The organism is Mycobacterium sp. E787 (assembly GCF_001668725.1).
In the GTDB taxonomy this organism is placed as follows: Bacteria; Actinomycetota; Actinomycetes; order Mycobacteriales; family Mycobacteriaceae; genus Mycobacterium.
On record NZ_LZKL01000125.1, the window covers coordinates 1 to 14,990 of the forward strand.

Sequence of the window (14,990 nt, forward strand, 5' to 3'; positions counted from 1 at the left end):
TCGACACACCCGCCCAACGCCTCGCCAACCTAATTAGCCAAGCCGCCTAAATGTTGCACTAACCACTTGACAACGGGTCGCACTTCTTCGCGCCAACGTCGATTTCGACGAAGACTCGCCGTAGAACAACGGTGCTCCGGAACTATCGATTCACGACACTATCGTCGCGCGGCGGCGTTGGCCGCGGCCTGAGCCTTCTTCAACATCGCGCCGACATCGCCGCGGTCCAGGAACATTTCGTTGAAATAGCTCTGCAAAGCCGTGTACCCGGCGGCGAAGCCGGCGCCGCTCGGGGCAGGGATGCGCGGGCCGTTCAGCACCGCGAAGAAGGGGGTGACGTCGATACGCTCGGCGGCCCAGTGGTCGAAGTAGATTCGCTGGGCCGACAGCACCGCGGGGATCGCGGCGCCCTTGTCGCCCAGGTACGCATTGCCCTCGCGGCTGCCCATCCAGGCCAGCACCTGGCGTACCGCGTCCGGATGCTTCGTCGCCGAATTACCCGCTGCGGCAATGCCGTTGGTGACGCTCACCCGGCCGACGGGGCCGGCTGGCATCATCGCCACGCCCCAGCGGAACCGCGCATCGCGGGCCACCGGCTCCAGGTTGTAGGTGCCGGACTGGAACAGTGCCATCCGGCCGGCCACAAACTGATTGCGGGAGAAGTCGCCGTTGTCGTTGGTGTCGGCGGCCGGCGGCGCGACGTGGTCGGCGTTGATGAGCCCGACCAGATAGCGGAAGGCCGTCACCGCCGCGGGATTGTCGAAGGCGAACTCGTCGCCCCGCTGGAACACCCCACCCGCCGAGCCGATGTAGTTCAGATAGATGCCCTGGGGGTCGTTGGCCGCGTTGTAGCCCCACTGGCGGACCCGCCCGGGATCGAAACGCGGTGTGCCCGCCGTATTCCCGTCGGCGTCGATGGTCAGCCGGGCCAGCAGGGGGCGCAGGGTGTCGCCGGCGCCGGGGCTCCACCGCAGGCCGTCGAGCTGCCCGGGATCCACCCCGGCCGCCTCGAGCAGGTCGGCGTTGTAATAGAGCGCGATACCGGCGTCGGTCAGCTGCGGCACCCCCCACAGCACGCCACCGCGGGTGAACTGGTCCACCACCGCCGGGTCCCAGTCCGCGGCGCCTGCCGGGCCGAGCAACTTGCCGATGTCGAGCAGGCGGCCGTCGTCGGCGTAGGCGGCGAGGTAGGCGTTGGACAGCCAGAAGATGTCGTCGGCGCTGCCGCCGGCGACGTCGGTGCGCAGCGTGTCGAAATAGGTGGGATAGGACACGATGTTGGTGCGGACCTCGATGGTGGGATGCGCCCGGTTGAAGACCGCGAACGACCGCTGATAGGCCGCGGCGATCTGGTCGGACCACAGCCGCACCTTGATGACGATCTTGCCGCCGTGGGGCTCGGCGGAGTAGTCCAGCAGCACCGCCGTGGCGGCCAACAGCACCGCGATGAGCACCAGCGACCCGGCGACCAGCGTCGAAAAGCGAGGCCGGGTCATGTTGTGCGCCCGCTCATTTGAGCCCGGAAACCAGGATCGAGGCGACGATGTGGCGTTGGAAGCCGACGAACAGCGTGATCAGCGGCACGATCGCCAGCGTCGTCGCCGCCATCACCAACGTCCACTGGGAGTTGAACCGCGACTGCAGGTCGGCCGTCGCCACGGTGAGCACCCGCCACTTGTGGCCGCTGGTGATCACCAGCGGCCACATGAAGTTGTTCCACTGCGAGACCACGGTGATCAGCGTCAGGGCGGCCAGCACCGGCCGGCTGGACGGGACCACCACGTGCACGATCACGTCCAGCGTGTTGGCGCCGTCGAGGCGCGCGGCGTTGACCAAGTCGTTAGGGATGAGCCGAAAGTGCTCGCGCAGCAGGAAAATCGCGTACGGGGAACCGAACAAAAAGGGAAGGACCAACGCCCAGAACGTGTTGCGCAGACCCAGTTGCGCCATCATCAGGTACAACGGCACCACGGTGACCGTCCCGGGCACCATCAGCGTCGCGATGTAGACCCAGAACAGCGCGTCGCGCCCGGGAAAGTGCAAGCGCGCGAACGCGTACGCCGCCAGCACCGAAAAGGTCAGCTGGCCCACCAGGATCACCAGCGTCATCAGCGCGGTCACCGCCGCCGCGCGGCCGAACCCGGCGCCGCCCAGGTCGGCGTAGTTGGCCAGCGTGGGCGGCCGCGGCAACTGCAGCGGCGTGCCGGTCACGAACTGGTGCGCGGACGTGAACGAGGTCAGCAGGCCGAGTCCGAACGGCACCAATGTGATCAGCGCACCCAGCACCAGCCCGGCATAGATGATCGCATTCATCAAGCGACTAGACGAGGTCATAGCTGATCCGCCGCCGGAAGTAGAGATGCTGGACGACGGTGACGCCGATCAGGATGACGAACAGCACCACCGCCATCACCGACGCCCGCCCGATCGCCGCCGCGCCGAACGCCTCAGCGTAGATGCGGTGGGCCACCAGATCGGTGCTGCCTCCCGGGCCGCCACCGGTGAGGGCGTAGACCGTGTCGAAAACCTGTGCGGTGCTGACGATCCCGGTCACCAGGACGAAAAACGTCGTCGGGCGCAGCATCGGCAACGTGATGCGCCAGAACCGTTGCCACGCGGTGGCGCCGTCGGTCCGCGCTGCCGCATAAATGTCGGACGGAATCGCCAGCAGGCCCGCGAGGAACGACAGCGCGACGTATCCCACATTCATCCACACGACCACCGCCGAGACCAGTGGCAGCGCGAAGCTGGGGTCGGAGAGCCACCCGATGCTGTGCCCGAGCACGGTGCTGACCGCGCCGTCGGTCGGGGCCAGGATCCAGCGCCACAGCACCGCGATCGCGAGCGGCGCGCAGATCCAGGGCAGGACGTACACGGTGCGGAACAGGCCGGTGCCGGGGAGACTGCGGGCCAGCATCGCGGCGGCCAGCAGACCCAGCGCCGTCTGCGCGGGGACGACGATCGCCACGAAGACGGCGGTGACCACCAGCGAATTGCCGAAGCCCGGGTCGGTCAGCACCGAGCGCCAGTTGGCCAGTCCCACGTAGCGCAGCGGGCCCAGCAGATCCCAGCGGTAGAGGCTGAGCCAAATCACGACGAGGATCGGCAACAGCAGAAAGGCGACGACTCCGAACAGGCTGGGTGCCAGCAGGGCGTAGCCCAGCGCGGTGGATCGCGGCTGTTTCCTCAGCACAGCGCTGGCCATGGAGGTAATTAAAGCGGGCGCTGCCGCGCGCCGCGGGAAGCGGTCGATAACGTGGAGCCGTGACATCGAACCGGGGGATCGACTCCGACTTCCTCGACCTGCCTCGCCGCGAGCTTGCCGAGGCGGCGTTGGCGGCGGCCAAGGGGGCCGGGGCCAGCCACGCCGACCTGCGGCTTCACCGCATCAGCACCGAGATCATCCAGCTGCGCGACGGCGAGCTGGAGACCGCCGTCGTCAGCCGCGAGGTCGGCCTGGCGGTGCGGGTGATCGTCGACGGCACGTGGGGATTCGCCTCGCACGCGGAACTGGCGCCCGCGGTGGCGGCCGAGACCGCGCGCCGCGCCGTGCACGTGGCCACCACGCTGGCGATGCTGAACACCGAGCGCGTCGAGCTCGCCGCGGAGCCCGTGTACACCGACGCCACCTGGGTGTCGAACTACCGGATCGACCCGTTCGAGATCCCGGTGCCCGAGAAGATCGCCGTGCTGGAGGAGTACTCGGGGCGCCTGCTTGGGGCCGACGGCGTCGACCATGTGTGGGCGGGCCTCACCGCCGTCAAGGAGCAGACGTTCTACGCCGACACGTTCGGGTCGTCGATCACCCAGCAGCGCGTACGGGTGCTGCCGTCCCTGGAGGCGGTGACCGTCGACGCCGCGGCGGGCAGTTTCGACTCGATGCGCACGCTGGCCCCGCCGATGGGACGCGGCTGGGAGGCGCTGGCCGGCGACGAGGTGTTCAACTGGACCGACGAGCTCGCGCAGCTGCCGGCGCTGCTGGCCGAGAAGGTCAAGGCGCCCAGCGTGGTGGCCGGGCCCACGGATCTGGTGATCGACCCGACCAACCTGTGGCTGACCATCCACGAATCCATCGGGCACGCAACCGAATACGACCGCGCGATCGGCTACGAGGCCGCCTACGCCGGGACGTCGTTCGCCACGCCCGACAAGCTCGGCACCATGCGCTACGGCTCGCCGGTGATGAACGTGACCGCCGACCGCACCGTCGAGCACGGCCTGGCCAGCATCGGTTACGACGACGAGGGAGTGGCCGCGCAGAGCTGGGATCTGGTGCGCGACGGGATCTTCGTCGGTTACCAGCTCGACCGGGTGTTCGCCCCGCGACTGGGGCAGCCGCGCTCCAACGGGTGCTCATACGCAGACTCGCCGCATCATGTGCCGATCCAGCGGATGGCCAACGTGTCGCTGCAGCCCGCAGCCGAGGACGTGAGTACCGCGGACCTGATCGGCCGCGTCGAGGACGGCATCTACATCGTCGGCGACAAGTCCTGGTCAATCGACATGCAGCGCTACAACTTTCAGTTCACCGGCCAGCGATTCTTCCGCATTCGCGACGGTCGCCTGGACGGCCAGCTGCGCGACGTCGCCTATCAGGCCACCACCACCGACTTCTGGAATTCGTTGGAAGCCGTGGGTGGTCCTTCGACGTGGCGACTGGGCGGCGCGTTCAACTGCGGCAAGGCGCAGCCCGGACAGGTGGCGCCGGTCAGCCACGGCTGCCCGTCGGCGCTGTTCCGCGGCGTCAACGTGCTCAACACGGTCAGCGAGGGCGCCCGATGATCACCCCGCAGCACGCCGTCAATCTCGTCCTGGAGGAGGCGGCCAAGCTCGGCGGCGCCAGCGAGACCATGGTGCTGGTCACCGACAAGGTCGAGGCGACGTTGCGCTGGGCGGGCAATTCCATGACCACCAACGGGGTTTCGGTCAACCGCAGCATCACCGTGATCTCCGTGGTGCGCCAGGGCGACAGCGCCCACATCGGCACCGTGGTCTCCGCCGAGGTGGATCCGCGGGTAATCCCCGGACTGGTCGCGGCTTCCCAGCAGGCGGCCCGATCGGCGCCGGAGGCCGGAGATGCAGCGCCGCTGCTCTCCGGCTCCGGCGAGCCCGCCGATTGGGACGCGCCGGTGCCCGGCACCGGGCCGTTGGTGTTCTCCGACGTCGCCAACTCGCTGAGCCGCGGCTTCGGCGGCGCCGACCGATTGTATGGCTTTGCCCACCATAGTGTTTCGACGACCTTCCTGGCGTCGTCGACCGGGCTGCGCCGGCGCTTCACGCAGCCCACCGGCGCGGTGGAGATCAATGCCAAACGTGGCGAGGCCAGCGCCTGGGCGGGCGTCGGCACCGCCGATTTCGTTGACGTGCCCACCGATTCGCTGCTCGAACAGCTGGCGATGCGGCTCGGCTGGGCCAAGCGCCGCGTCGCGCTGCCCGCGGGGCGTTACGAGACGATCATGCCGCCGTCGACGGTGGCCGACATGATGATCTACCTGGCCTGGTCGATGGCCGGGCGCGGCGCGGAGGAGGGCCGCACCGCGCTCTCGGCGCCGGGCGGCGGAACGCGGGTGGGGGAGCGGCTTACCGATTTGCCGCTGACCATGTTCTCCGACCCGATGGCGCCCGGGCTGGCGTGCACGCCGTTCGTCGCGGTGAGCAGCTCCTCGGAGACGGTGTCGGTGTTCGACAACGGCATGGAGATTTCTCAGGTGGACTGGATCCGCAACGGGGTGATCAACGCGCTGGCCTACCCGCGGGCCACGGCCCACAAATTCGATGCCAACGTCGCGGTCGCCGCCGACAACCTGGTGATGACCGGCGGGTCGGCCGAGCTCGCCGACATGATCGCGGGCACCGAGCGCGGCCTGCTGCTGACCACGCTGTGGTACATCCGCGAGGTCGACCCCACGACGCTGCTGCTCACCGGCCTGACCCGCGACGGGGTCTACCTCATCGAAGACGGCGAGGTGACCGCGGCGGTCAACAACTTCCGGTTCAACGAGAGCCCGCTGGACCTGCTGCGCCGCGCCACCGAGGCCGGCGCCAGCGAGAAGACGCTGCCGCGCGAGTGGGGCGACTGGGCCACCCGGGCGGCCATGCCGTCGCTGCGGATTCCGGACTTCTACATGTCGTCGGTGAGCCAGGCGCAGTAGCGTGTGGGAATGCTGACCCAGTTGGTGGCTTTATTTCCCGGGTCCCCCAGCTCCGGGCGCCTTGTGGGCCTGGTCCGGCGGGTGTGCGCGCAGACCTTGTCGCTGCCACCGTTACCGTCCGCGGTCGAGGTTTCCGGGCCCGCGTCGGAGGCCGAGGCCGTCGTAGCCGAGTTCGCCGAGCAGTTCAGCGCCGACGTGTCGGCGGTCACCGGTGAGCAGCGCAAGCGGTTGTGGAAGGCATTGGGCGACAGCACCTTTGGCGTGGTGACGCAGATCTACATCGCCGATTTCGTGCCGCGGGTGCGGGCCGGGCTGGAGGCGCTCGGCGTCGGCTCGGAGCATCTGGGCTGGGTATCCGGGCCGGTCGTGTGGGACCACACCACCGAGCCGTCCGCCGTGGTGTTCAACGAGTTCCTGCCCGCGGTGGCCCGGATGCGGGCGCTGGACCCTGTCACCGCCGAGCTGGTCCGGCTGCGTGGTGCCGCGCAGCACAACTGCCGGCTGTGCAAATCGCTGCGCGAGACCACCGCGCTGGACGCCGGGGGATCCGAGTCGCTGTATGGCGACATCGAGCGCTACGAGGACTCGAGTCGGTTAACCCGCCGCGCTAAAGCAGCGCTGCGCTACACCGATGGGTTAATTTGGACCCCTGCGCACCTCGTCGCCGACGTCGTCGCCGAGGTGCGCTCCGGGTTTTCCGAGGCCGAGGCCGTCGAGCTCACCTTCGACGTCATGCGCAACGCCAGCAACAAGGTCGCCGTGTCGCTGGGCGCCGACGCCCCCCGCGTCGAGGAGGGCACCGAACGGTACCTGCTCGACGCCGAGGGGCAGACGGTCTTCAGCTGATGGCGGAATGCAACCGAGGTGCCGCGACGTGTACGGCACCTCGGTCGGTTAGAGCCGCAGCCTAGCCGCCGCCCCCGCCGCCGGCGCCGGCATCGCCAACGAAGTAGTAGTCGACATCGGTGGGATCGGCGCTCACCGTCGCGTTCGCCGGGTGGAGGGACTCGGTGAAGGCCACCATCGGCGCGGCGGCTATCCCCGCAATCGCAAGTGCTGCTAGAACGACACGCACATCAGGTGATCGACGACGGTGCGCAGTTGTTCTGCCCATCGTTACTTCCTTTCAGGATTTGTTTTCTCTTTGGTAATACGCGCGTATTAAGGCAGCAGTGTGCGCCGCAAATTCCCGCGAAACCAGCGAGGAAGGTTACGGGGAGGTAAAGGAAGAATACGTTTTGTTTCGGCCGGTTCACGGTGGAATGCAGCTGCGAGTTCCGCGGAAAGGTCATTCGCGCGGGCAACTTGAGCGCCAATTGAGCAGTGCTGCAACGTGATTGATGGCTGACCGACCCGATGGCATTCAGCGGTTGGCGCACATCGCCGCGGCGTCACGCACAGTGTGGCGATCAGCGTAATTTGGGAAGGCCGCTCGGACATCCACCCGTTTGGAGTATGCGGGAAAACTCGATGCATCGGCCTCAATGCCCGGATGTCTCTCACGTGATGGCGAGAGAAGCGGCCCAGCGCAACTCATTTCGCGCATCTCCTGCTTTACGGGCGGGACGAAACAACTTCCACGTGTGTTTCACAATTCGAGTGCCAAGTGGCTTTCCTCAGAGCCGGCTTAACACCCCCGCCGCGTTCGCGGCCGAGTCGCTGCGCGCGATGTGTGAGGATTCTCGGCCCGGTGCGGGCGATGAAACGGCCGCGCGGGGAAGCGCGCGGGCCGGCAGCCGCGGTCCGGTTCCGCACGGGACCCGCCGTCGCCTTCGGTAAGGTCTCCTGAGCAATGCTGAAGTGGCAAGGTGACAAGCAGCGCTGGGGCGGTAGCTCAGTTGGTTAGAGCCGCGGACTCATAATCCGTTGGTCGCGGGTTCGAGCCCCGCCCGCCCCACAACAGCTGTATGAGGTCGGTTGATGGTTGACATTTCGTCTTCGGGTGATGCCTGACAGTGTTTCGGTTGATTTATTACAGCGGTTTCGGCTGATCCTTGACACTCCCTGGATGAGGGGGTTGAGCGTGGCCGAGCAGCGGTATCAGGCCATGTTAGCCGCGATAAGTGATCTGTTGCCGATCTCGCAGCTGGCCGAGAAGGTGGGAGCGTCGTCAGACGCTGCACTCGTGGTTAGCCCGCTATGAGGCCGATGGCTCACATGACATAAACGGCGCGCAGCCCCCACCGACCGCAACGCACGTGCTGGCCTGCGCCGTGCGGCTCACGGCTCATCCCGTGTCACGCTCGTTCCCGAATCATTTGTGGGGTGCGGTGATTCGGGAAGCCGCTGCAGGCGCACGCACTGGTCGGTGCCGTCGAGCCAGAGCAGGAACCGCGATGGCGGCGGGAGCAGGTGGGCCACGGTAGCGGTGGGGACCGGGGTTGGGTTGCCTACTGGGACTGGGCGGCCCTGCCAGTGCAGCAGGCCGGGATTGTGCTGCAGGTTGACATACCAGTTGGTTTTCGGGCCGTAGGTGAGCGGGACGATGAAGCTGTCGGGCTGCTCCACTACCCGGATCGGGGTGCTGTAGGGCCGGCCAGTGCGTCGACCCGTGCACTCCATGATGGCGAAGACGCTGTGTCGGCGACCGGCTCGCCCGACACGGGTAACCATTTTGTTGGCGAAACGCTTGTTGCGCTTACGCTTAGCGTCGATGACCGCTGGGTCACCACGACGCATTCCGGCCGCGATGCGCAGCCGTCGTACGACCAACCCGCCCGCGACCGCGAACGCGAGATAAGCCACCACAGCGGTGTTCGAATGCGGCATTGCCATTCCTCTTCTGTTTTGCGAAACGACTCGTTAGCAGTTGCAGCGGGTCGCGAAGTCGTTCTCATGGCCGGCCAGGGATTCAAAGCCGCCGTGCAGGCGCATGTTTTCGCGAAGGTTGGCGAGGTTGGCGCGGTAGGCCGCCTGAACGGTTTCGATCCAGTCGTGGCCGCCGTCGGCCTGATAGGGCAGGTCGACGAGGTACAGCTGGGGTGCGGTCGTGTCCAACGGGCAGGTCAGCGCTGCGCGTAGGGTGGCGCGCTGATGTTCGGGGTCACCGACTCGGCCACAAGGCGAGCCGATGGGGTAGTCGACGAGTGCGGTGCGGGGCGGCAGGTAGGCCTCGGAGATGTCACGCAGGGTGGACAGCATCAGGGTGGGCAGTCCCCGGGCTTCCAACGCGCGCGCCAGTACCGCGTCGGCCTGATGGCACTGCGGGCAGAACGGCACCACCAGCACCAGGTCGACGTTCTGGCGGGCGAATTCGTCACGGATGCGCGGCGCGGTGTCGGTGGCCAGCTGCTCCCACTTGGTGATCGACCCGCAGATGCTGACCGCCTCGGGCGCCAACGCGCCGATGGTGCCCTCGGCCTCCAGCTCAGCCATGCGGTCGCGGGGAAACGCGACGTTGAGGTCCTCGTCGGCCCAGAAACGTGCCGGAGTCGCGTGGTCGAACACGATCTGCTCGCTGGGCACACTGCGGTCGATGAGCCGGTAGGACAGGTCATTGGTGCGCTGCAGCGGTGGCTGCCCGGGCGCCCGAGCCCCCAGACTGACTAGCAGCCCGATGGTCAATTCAGACACCGGCTTGTGGATCGGCACCATGGGAGGTGCCTGGAAGTGAGGCAACACGGGCCCCCGGCGTGACGCATCTGGCCCCGCACCGGGGAACAGTAGCGGCGCGAGCGCACGCTGGTGATCGCTGAACAAATACGACATAGCAACTCCCGCAGGTGATTACGTCGTCAACCCGTTTAAGACGAGCTCGACGAGCTCGTCGACGTCGACTCGATAGCCCGTCTTGTGACCGATCGCCACCGCCGCGAACAAAGTGCGAGCAGCCGCCTCTAGCAGGCCAGGCCGGAGTTCCCCGGCCGTGACGCGTGATTTCAGATACGACTGCAGCAGGTGCTGCCCGGTGGAGACGAAGTCTTGCAGCGCCGTGCCGGCATGACTGGCCGAAAAAAATAGCGACACCAAATCAGCGTTGGCCGCAAGCGTTTCGTCGAACGCCCGGATCAGCCTCGGCAATACGACCGTCGCCGGTTGATCTGCGTGCTCCCCGAGCAATGCTTGCAACTGCGGCATGAAGCCGCGCTCAGCCAGGACGGCCGTGACCAGATCCTCTTTGCTGTCGAAATAGTGGTACAGCAGCCCAGGCGTAACCCCTGCGGCCCGCGCGATGTCCTTGATGGATGCGCCATCAACGCCCTTGTGGGCAAAAACTGCTAACGCGGCCGCGATCAGCTCGTCGCGCCGGCGCTGAGCCTGTTCGCGTCTGGCGGCCACGACATCAGCATATTATTGACTAAACGTTCAATCAATCTTTTCTACCAACCGGTCACCAGGCAGCCCGGCGAGGCGGCATCATCGGGCACGCCCCGGTTGGGCCCAAATGATCGGGCGGGCCCGAGACGACCAGGCGTAGACAAACCCTGTGCGTTATGCAAATCACACAATGTGCGTTAGGCTCAGCCGGTGGCGCAACTAACATTCCAGCGCGCTCGCACCGAGGAAGAGAAGCGCCAACGCGCGGAGGCCCTCGTGGAAGCCGCACGCTCGCTGGCAATGGAGACGGGCGTCGCGTCGGTCACCCTGACCGCGGTCGCCAGCCGCGCCGGAATTCACTATTCGGCGGTACGCCGCTACTTCACCTCGTACAAGGAAGTCCTGCTGCATCTGTCCGCCGAGGGCTGGGTGCGGTGGTCCAATACCGTGTCGGAGAAGCTGGCCGAGCCCGGCGCGAAGTCGCCCTCGCGCATCGCCGAGACACTGGCCGAAGCCCTGGCCCAGGACCCGTTGTTCTGCGACCTGCTTGCCAACCTGCACCTGCACCTGGAACACGAGGTGGACGTCGAGCGGGTCGTCGAGGTCAAGCGCATCAGCACCGCCGCCACACTCTCGCTCGCCGATTCCATCGAGAGCGCGCTGCCCGAACTCGGCCGTTCGGGGTCGCTCGACATCTTGCTGGCCGCGTACTCGCTCGCGGCCACGCTGTGGCAGGTCGCCAACCCGCCGGAGCGCCTCACCGACGCCTATGCCGAGGAGCCGGAAGTGATTCCGCCGGAATGGAATCTGGACTTCGCGTCGGCTCTGACCCGCTTGCTGACCGCCACGTGCGTCGGCCTCATCGGGGAGAAGCCATGAACAGGGAGGCCGGGGAGCTATGGCTTGGCGAACTCCAGCCCATGCAGAGGGGAAGGACTTGGAGTACCCATGACGACGACTGAGCCAAGGACCGAGCCGTTGGAGAAGCAGAGCTCCGCCGGCACGGAGGAAAAGAATGTCACCCCGAAGCGCGCCAGGAAAAAAGGCCTTCTGGGGCGTTACTGGCTGGTGCTTACGATCGCAGCGGTCGTCGCGCTCTCAGGATTCGTGGTGTACCGGTTGCACGGCGTCTTCGGCGTGCACAAGGGTTCGTTCGGTGGCGGCACCTCGGGCGAGGTCCTCGACGAGTTCAACGCCAAGACGATCACGCTCGAGGTCTGGGGCTCGCCGGGCAGCACGGCAACCATCAACTACCTCGACGAAAATTCCCATCCGCAGCAGGCCCTCGACGTGCCCTTGCCCTGGAGCAAAGTATTGAGTTCAACAAAGCCCGGCATCCCGGCGAACCTGGTGGCGCAAGGAGACGGCAGTTGGATCGCCTGCCAATTCGTCGTCAACAACCACGACGGGCACGGTGACGTCATCAAGGCTCCGAATCGCTCAGATTCCAACGAAACCGTGAACCCCTTCGTCTACTGCCTGGACAAGTCCGCATGAGCGAGCCAGGCCAGGCGCCGCCGCGCGTCGACCAGCCGCTGATCCCGCCGTTCCTGCCGCGGATGATCCATCGGCTTGCCCTGCCGATCGTCCTGGTGTGGTTGGCGATCGTGTTCATAACCAACACCGCGTCGCCGCAGCTGGAGGCCGTCTCCAAGGCCCACTCGGTGTCGATGAGTCCGACTGACGCGGCATCCTTTCAGTCGACGATGAAGGTCGGATCGACGTTCAAAGAGTTCAACTCCGATAACTCGGCCATGATCTTGCTGGAGGGTGACAAGCCGCTCGGGGCCGACGCGCACCGCTACTACGACGAGATCGTCAGGCGCGTCGAGCAAGACAAGCAACACGTTCAGCACGTCCAGGATTTTTGGAGTGATCCGCTGACGGCGGCGGGTTCCCAGAGCCACGACCAGAAGGCCGCGTACGTCCAGGTCTACCTCGCCGGCAACATGGGTGGCGGGCTGGCCAGCGAGTCTGCCCTGGCCCTCCGCAAGATCGTGGACTCGGTGCCCGCGCCGCCGGGAATCAAGGCATACGTCACCGGCCCGGGTCCACTGTTCGCCGACCAGTCCCACGCGGGCGAGAAGGGCGTCGCGCTCGTCACTCTTGTCACTTTTGTGGTGATCGTGGTGATGCTGCTGTTCGTCTACCGCTCGTTCACCACCATGCTGATCATGCTGGCGATGGTGTTCATCGAGTTGGCCGCGGCTCGAGGCGTCGTTGCCTTGCTGGCCAACAACGAGATCATCGGACTCTCCACGTTCGCCAACAATTTGTTGGTGTTGATGGCGATCGCCGCCGGAACGGACTACGCGATCTTTGTGGTCGGCCGCTACCACGAGGCGCGCGGTCTGGGCGAGACCCGTGAACAAGCCTTCTACACCATGTTCCATAGCACCGCACATGTCGTGCTCGGGTCGGGCCTGACCATCGCCGGCGCGATGTACTGCCTGAGCTTCTGCCGACTGCCGTATTTCCAGTCATTGGGCGCACCGTGCGCCATCGGCATGTTGGTAGCGGTGCTCGCGGCGTTGACCCTAGGCCCTGCAGTGCTGACCGTGGCTTCGTTCTTCAAGCTCATGGATCCGAAGCGCAAGTTGGCGACCCGGGGCTGGCGTCGCATCGGCACCGCGGTCGTCCGCTGGCCCGCGCCGGTTCTCGCGGTGACCATCGGGGTCGCATTGGTTGGTCTGCTCGCCCTGCCCGGTTACAAGACGGACTACGACAACCGCCACTTCCTGCCGGCGGACACCCCGGCCAATGTCGGCTATGCCGCCGCGGACCGGCACTTCGACCAGGCTCGGCTCAATCCCGAGCTGTTGATGATCCAGACCGATCACGACCTGCGTAACCCGGCCGATTTCCTGATCCTGGACAAGGTGGCCAAGGCGGTCTTCCACATCCCTGGTATCGGACGGGTGCAGACCATCACCCGACCGTTGGGCACGCCGCTCGACCACAGCACCCTCGGTTTTCAGATGGGTGCACAAGCTGCAGCGCGGATCCAGACCCAGCACTATCAGGACGAGCAGGCGGCAAACCTGCTCAAGCAGGCGGACGAACTGCGCAAGACGATGGCAACGCTGCATGAGCAGATGCAGGTCACCCAGGATCTGAGCAACACGACGCACGAAACCACCAGGCTCACCAAGGAAACCGTGCAAATCACGGAGGCATTGCGCGACGACATCGCCAACTTCGACGACTTCTTCCGGCCGATTCGCAGTTACTTCTACTGGGAGCGGCACTGCTACGACATTCCGGCCTGCTGGGCGATCCGGTCGATCTTCAACGCGCTCGACGGCATCGACCAGGTGGCGCAGAACATCGTGAACCTGAGCGCGAACCTGGACAAGCTGGATCGCATCCAGCCGAAGCTGGTGGCGCTGATACCGCCGCAGATCGAAAGTCAGCAGCACAACCTCGACACCATCATGTCGAACTACGCGACCCAGATGGGTCTCAACGAACAGGCCAAAGCGCAGTCCGACAACGCCACCGCCCAAGGCGATGCCTTCGACAAGGCCAAGAACGACGACACCTTCTACCTTCCGCCGGAGGCGTTCAAGAGCCCGGATTTCGCGCGGGGTCTGAAGAACTTCATCTCGCCGGATGGGCACGCCGTGCGCTTGATCATCTCCCATGAAGGCGACCCGGCGAGTCCCGAAGGCATCAGCCACATCGAACCGATCAAGCAGGCCGTGCATGAGGCGATCAAGGGCACGCCCTGGGAGGGCTCCAAGGTGTACCTCGGCGGTACCGCCGCGACGTACAAGGACATGCACGACGGCTCTGACATCGACCTGCTGATCGCCGCAATTGCCGCAGCCACACTGATTTTCATCATCATGCTGGTGATCACCCGAAGCGTCGTCGCGGCCTTTGTGATCGTCGGTACGGTGTTGCTGTCATTGGGCGCCTCATTCGGACTCTCTGTGCTGCTATGGCAGTACATCCTGGGCATGAAGTTGCACTGGATGGTGCTGGCGATGGCGATCATCCTGCTGCTGGCGGTCGGCTCGGACTACAACCTGCTGTTGATATCGCGGTTCAAGGAGGAAATCCGCGCCGGGCTCAAAACGGGGACGATCCGCGCGATGGCCGGTTCGGGCTCGGTGGTGACCTCCGCCGGTCTGGTGTTCGCCGCGACCATGGCCACGTTCATGTTCAGCCCGCTGCTGGTGATGGCCCAGGTGGGTACGACGATCGCGCTGGGTTTGTTGTTCGACACCTTGATCGTGCGGTCGTTCATGACGCCGTCGCTGGCCACCTTGCTGGGGCGCTGGTTCTGGTGGCCGCAGCACGTGCGTCCGCGGCCGGCCAGCACCATGCTGCGACCGTACGGACCGCGTCCCGCCGTGCGCGAGCTGATTCTCAACGACGTCGAGGAGCACCCGGCGGGCGGAGTGGTGCAAGCGCGCTGATCTTCCGTGGCGCGTGAGGGTTGAGATTCGCGCTGGGGTGAAGACCTGCGACTCGGCCTCGGGGCGCGGTCGGAACACTTCGCGGTTCGAATTCTCGGCGCGGCCTTCGCCTCAAAAAGCGTTGCGTTGAGGGCGATTTGCTGCGATCAGCCCCCAC

Annotated in this window: 12 protein-coding genes, 1 tRNA gene and 1 pseudogene; 8 read left to right on the forward strand and 6 right to left on the reverse strand. The window is 66.0% G+C overall.

From position 1 onward, the window contains the following. Positions 1-158: 158 nt before the first annotated feature. From A5705_RS24785 to A5705_RS24795, 3 genes are read right to left on the reverse strand one after another with little or no spacing between them, the layout of a single operon-like run. On the reverse strand, positions 159-1,496 hold the full coding sequence (locus A5705_RS24785; RefSeq protein ID WP_067883187.1) for a sugar ABC transporter substrate-binding protein: 1,338 nt from the start codon (positions 1,494-1,496) through the stop codon (positions 159-161). Positions 1,497-1,509: 13 nt separating this feature from the next. Continuing rightward, complete coding sequence (locus A5705_RS24790; protein WP_067883186.1) at positions 1,510-2,334, reverse strand: carbohydrate ABC transporter permease; 825 nt, start codon at positions 2,332-2,334, stop codon at positions 1,510-1,512. Further along, complete coding sequence (locus tag A5705_RS24795; protein ID WP_156738547.1) at positions 2,321-3,190, reverse strand: carbohydrate ABC transporter permease; 870 nt, start codon at positions 3,188-3,190, stop codon at positions 2,321-2,323. Before A5705_RS24795 ends, A5705_RS24790 begins: the two co-directional genes overlap by 14 nt. 74 nt (positions 3,191-3,264) lie before the next feature. Between A5705_RS24795 and A5705_RS24800 the strand changes: the two genes are divergently transcribed. The 5 genes and pseudogenes from A5705_RS24800 to A5705_RS27995 form a co-directional block, all read left to right on the forward strand. After that, positions 3,265-4,782 carry a TldD/PmbA family protein gene (locus A5705_RS24800; RefSeq protein ID WP_067883184.1) on the forward strand — a complete coding sequence of 506 codons (1,518 nt, stop codon included), beginning with the start codon at positions 3,265-3,267 and terminating at the stop codon, positions 4,780-4,782. Continuing rightward, positions 4,779-6,152, forward strand: coding sequence for a metallopeptidase TldD-related protein (locus tag A5705_RS24805; protein WP_067883183.1), 1,374 nt, complete (start codon positions 4,779-4,781; stop codon positions 6,150-6,152). Before A5705_RS24800 ends, A5705_RS24805 begins: the two co-directional genes overlap by 4 nt. Before the next feature lie 9 nt (positions 6,153-6,161). Continuing rightward, positions 6,162-6,998 (forward strand): carboxymuconolactone decarboxylase family protein, encoded by an 837-nt coding sequence (locus A5705_RS24810; RefSeq protein ID WP_067883182.1) that lies wholly within the window; start codon positions 6,162-6,164, stop codon positions 6,996-6,998. Positions 6,999-7,975: 977 nt separating this feature from the next. Further along, positions 7,976-8,049: transfer RNA gene (locus tag A5705_RS24815), tRNA-Ile, on the forward strand. A gap of 111 nt (positions 8,050-8,160) precedes the next feature. Further along, a pseudogene (locus A5705_RS27995) lies at positions 8,161-8,306 on the forward strand (helix-turn-helix domain-containing protein); the annotation flags it as partial. 66 nt (positions 8,307-8,372) lie between these two features. On the opposite strand, the gene A5705_RS27545 reads toward A5705_RS27995, so the two are convergent. From A5705_RS27545 to A5705_RS24830, 3 genes are all read right to left on the reverse strand, one after another. Beyond that, complete coding sequence (locus tag A5705_RS27545; RefSeq protein ID WP_197517054.1) at positions 8,373-8,921, reverse strand: nitroreductase/quinone reductase family protein; 549 nt, start codon at positions 8,919-8,921, stop codon at positions 8,373-8,375. 33 nt (positions 8,922-8,954) lie between these two features. After that, the gene (locus A5705_RS24825) at positions 8,955-9,725 is read right to left on the reverse strand and encodes a glycine/sarcosine/betaine reductase selenoprotein B family protein (RefSeq protein ID WP_197517053.1); all 771 of its coding nucleotides are present in this window, start codon (positions 9,723-9,725) and stop codon (positions 8,955-8,957) included. Positions 9,726-9,878: 153 nt separating this feature from the next. Further along, positions 9,879-10,430 carry a TetR/AcrR family transcriptional regulator gene (locus A5705_RS24830; RefSeq protein WP_068280609.1) on the reverse strand — a complete coding sequence of 184 codons (552 nt, stop codon included), beginning with the start codon at positions 10,428-10,430 and terminating at the stop codon, positions 9,879-9,881. A gap of 189 nt (positions 10,431-10,619) precedes the next feature. Between A5705_RS24830 and A5705_RS24835 the strand changes: the two genes are divergently transcribed. The 3 genes from A5705_RS24835 (at position 10,620) to A5705_RS24845 (ending at position 14,833) form a co-directional block, all read left to right on the forward strand. Beyond that, entirely contained in the window at positions 10,620-11,288 is a 669-nt protein-coding gene (locus tag A5705_RS24835; protein ID WP_067883179.1) for a TetR family transcriptional regulator, read from the forward strand. A 69-nt stretch (positions 11,289-11,357) separates the two neighbouring features. After that, a complete protein-coding gene (locus tag A5705_RS24840) occupies positions 11,358-11,906 on the forward strand; it encodes an MmpS family transport accessory protein (RefSeq protein ID WP_068280612.1) in 549 nt (182 codons plus the stop codon). After that, positions 11,903-14,833 carry an RND family transporter gene (locus tag A5705_RS24845; protein WP_067883177.1) on the forward strand — a complete coding sequence of 977 codons (2,931 nt, stop codon included), beginning with the start codon at positions 11,903-11,905 and terminating at the stop codon, positions 14,831-14,833. The genes A5705_RS24840 and A5705_RS24845 overlap by 4 nt, the downstream gene beginning before the upstream one ends. Positions 14,834-14,990: the final 157 nt, after the last annotated feature.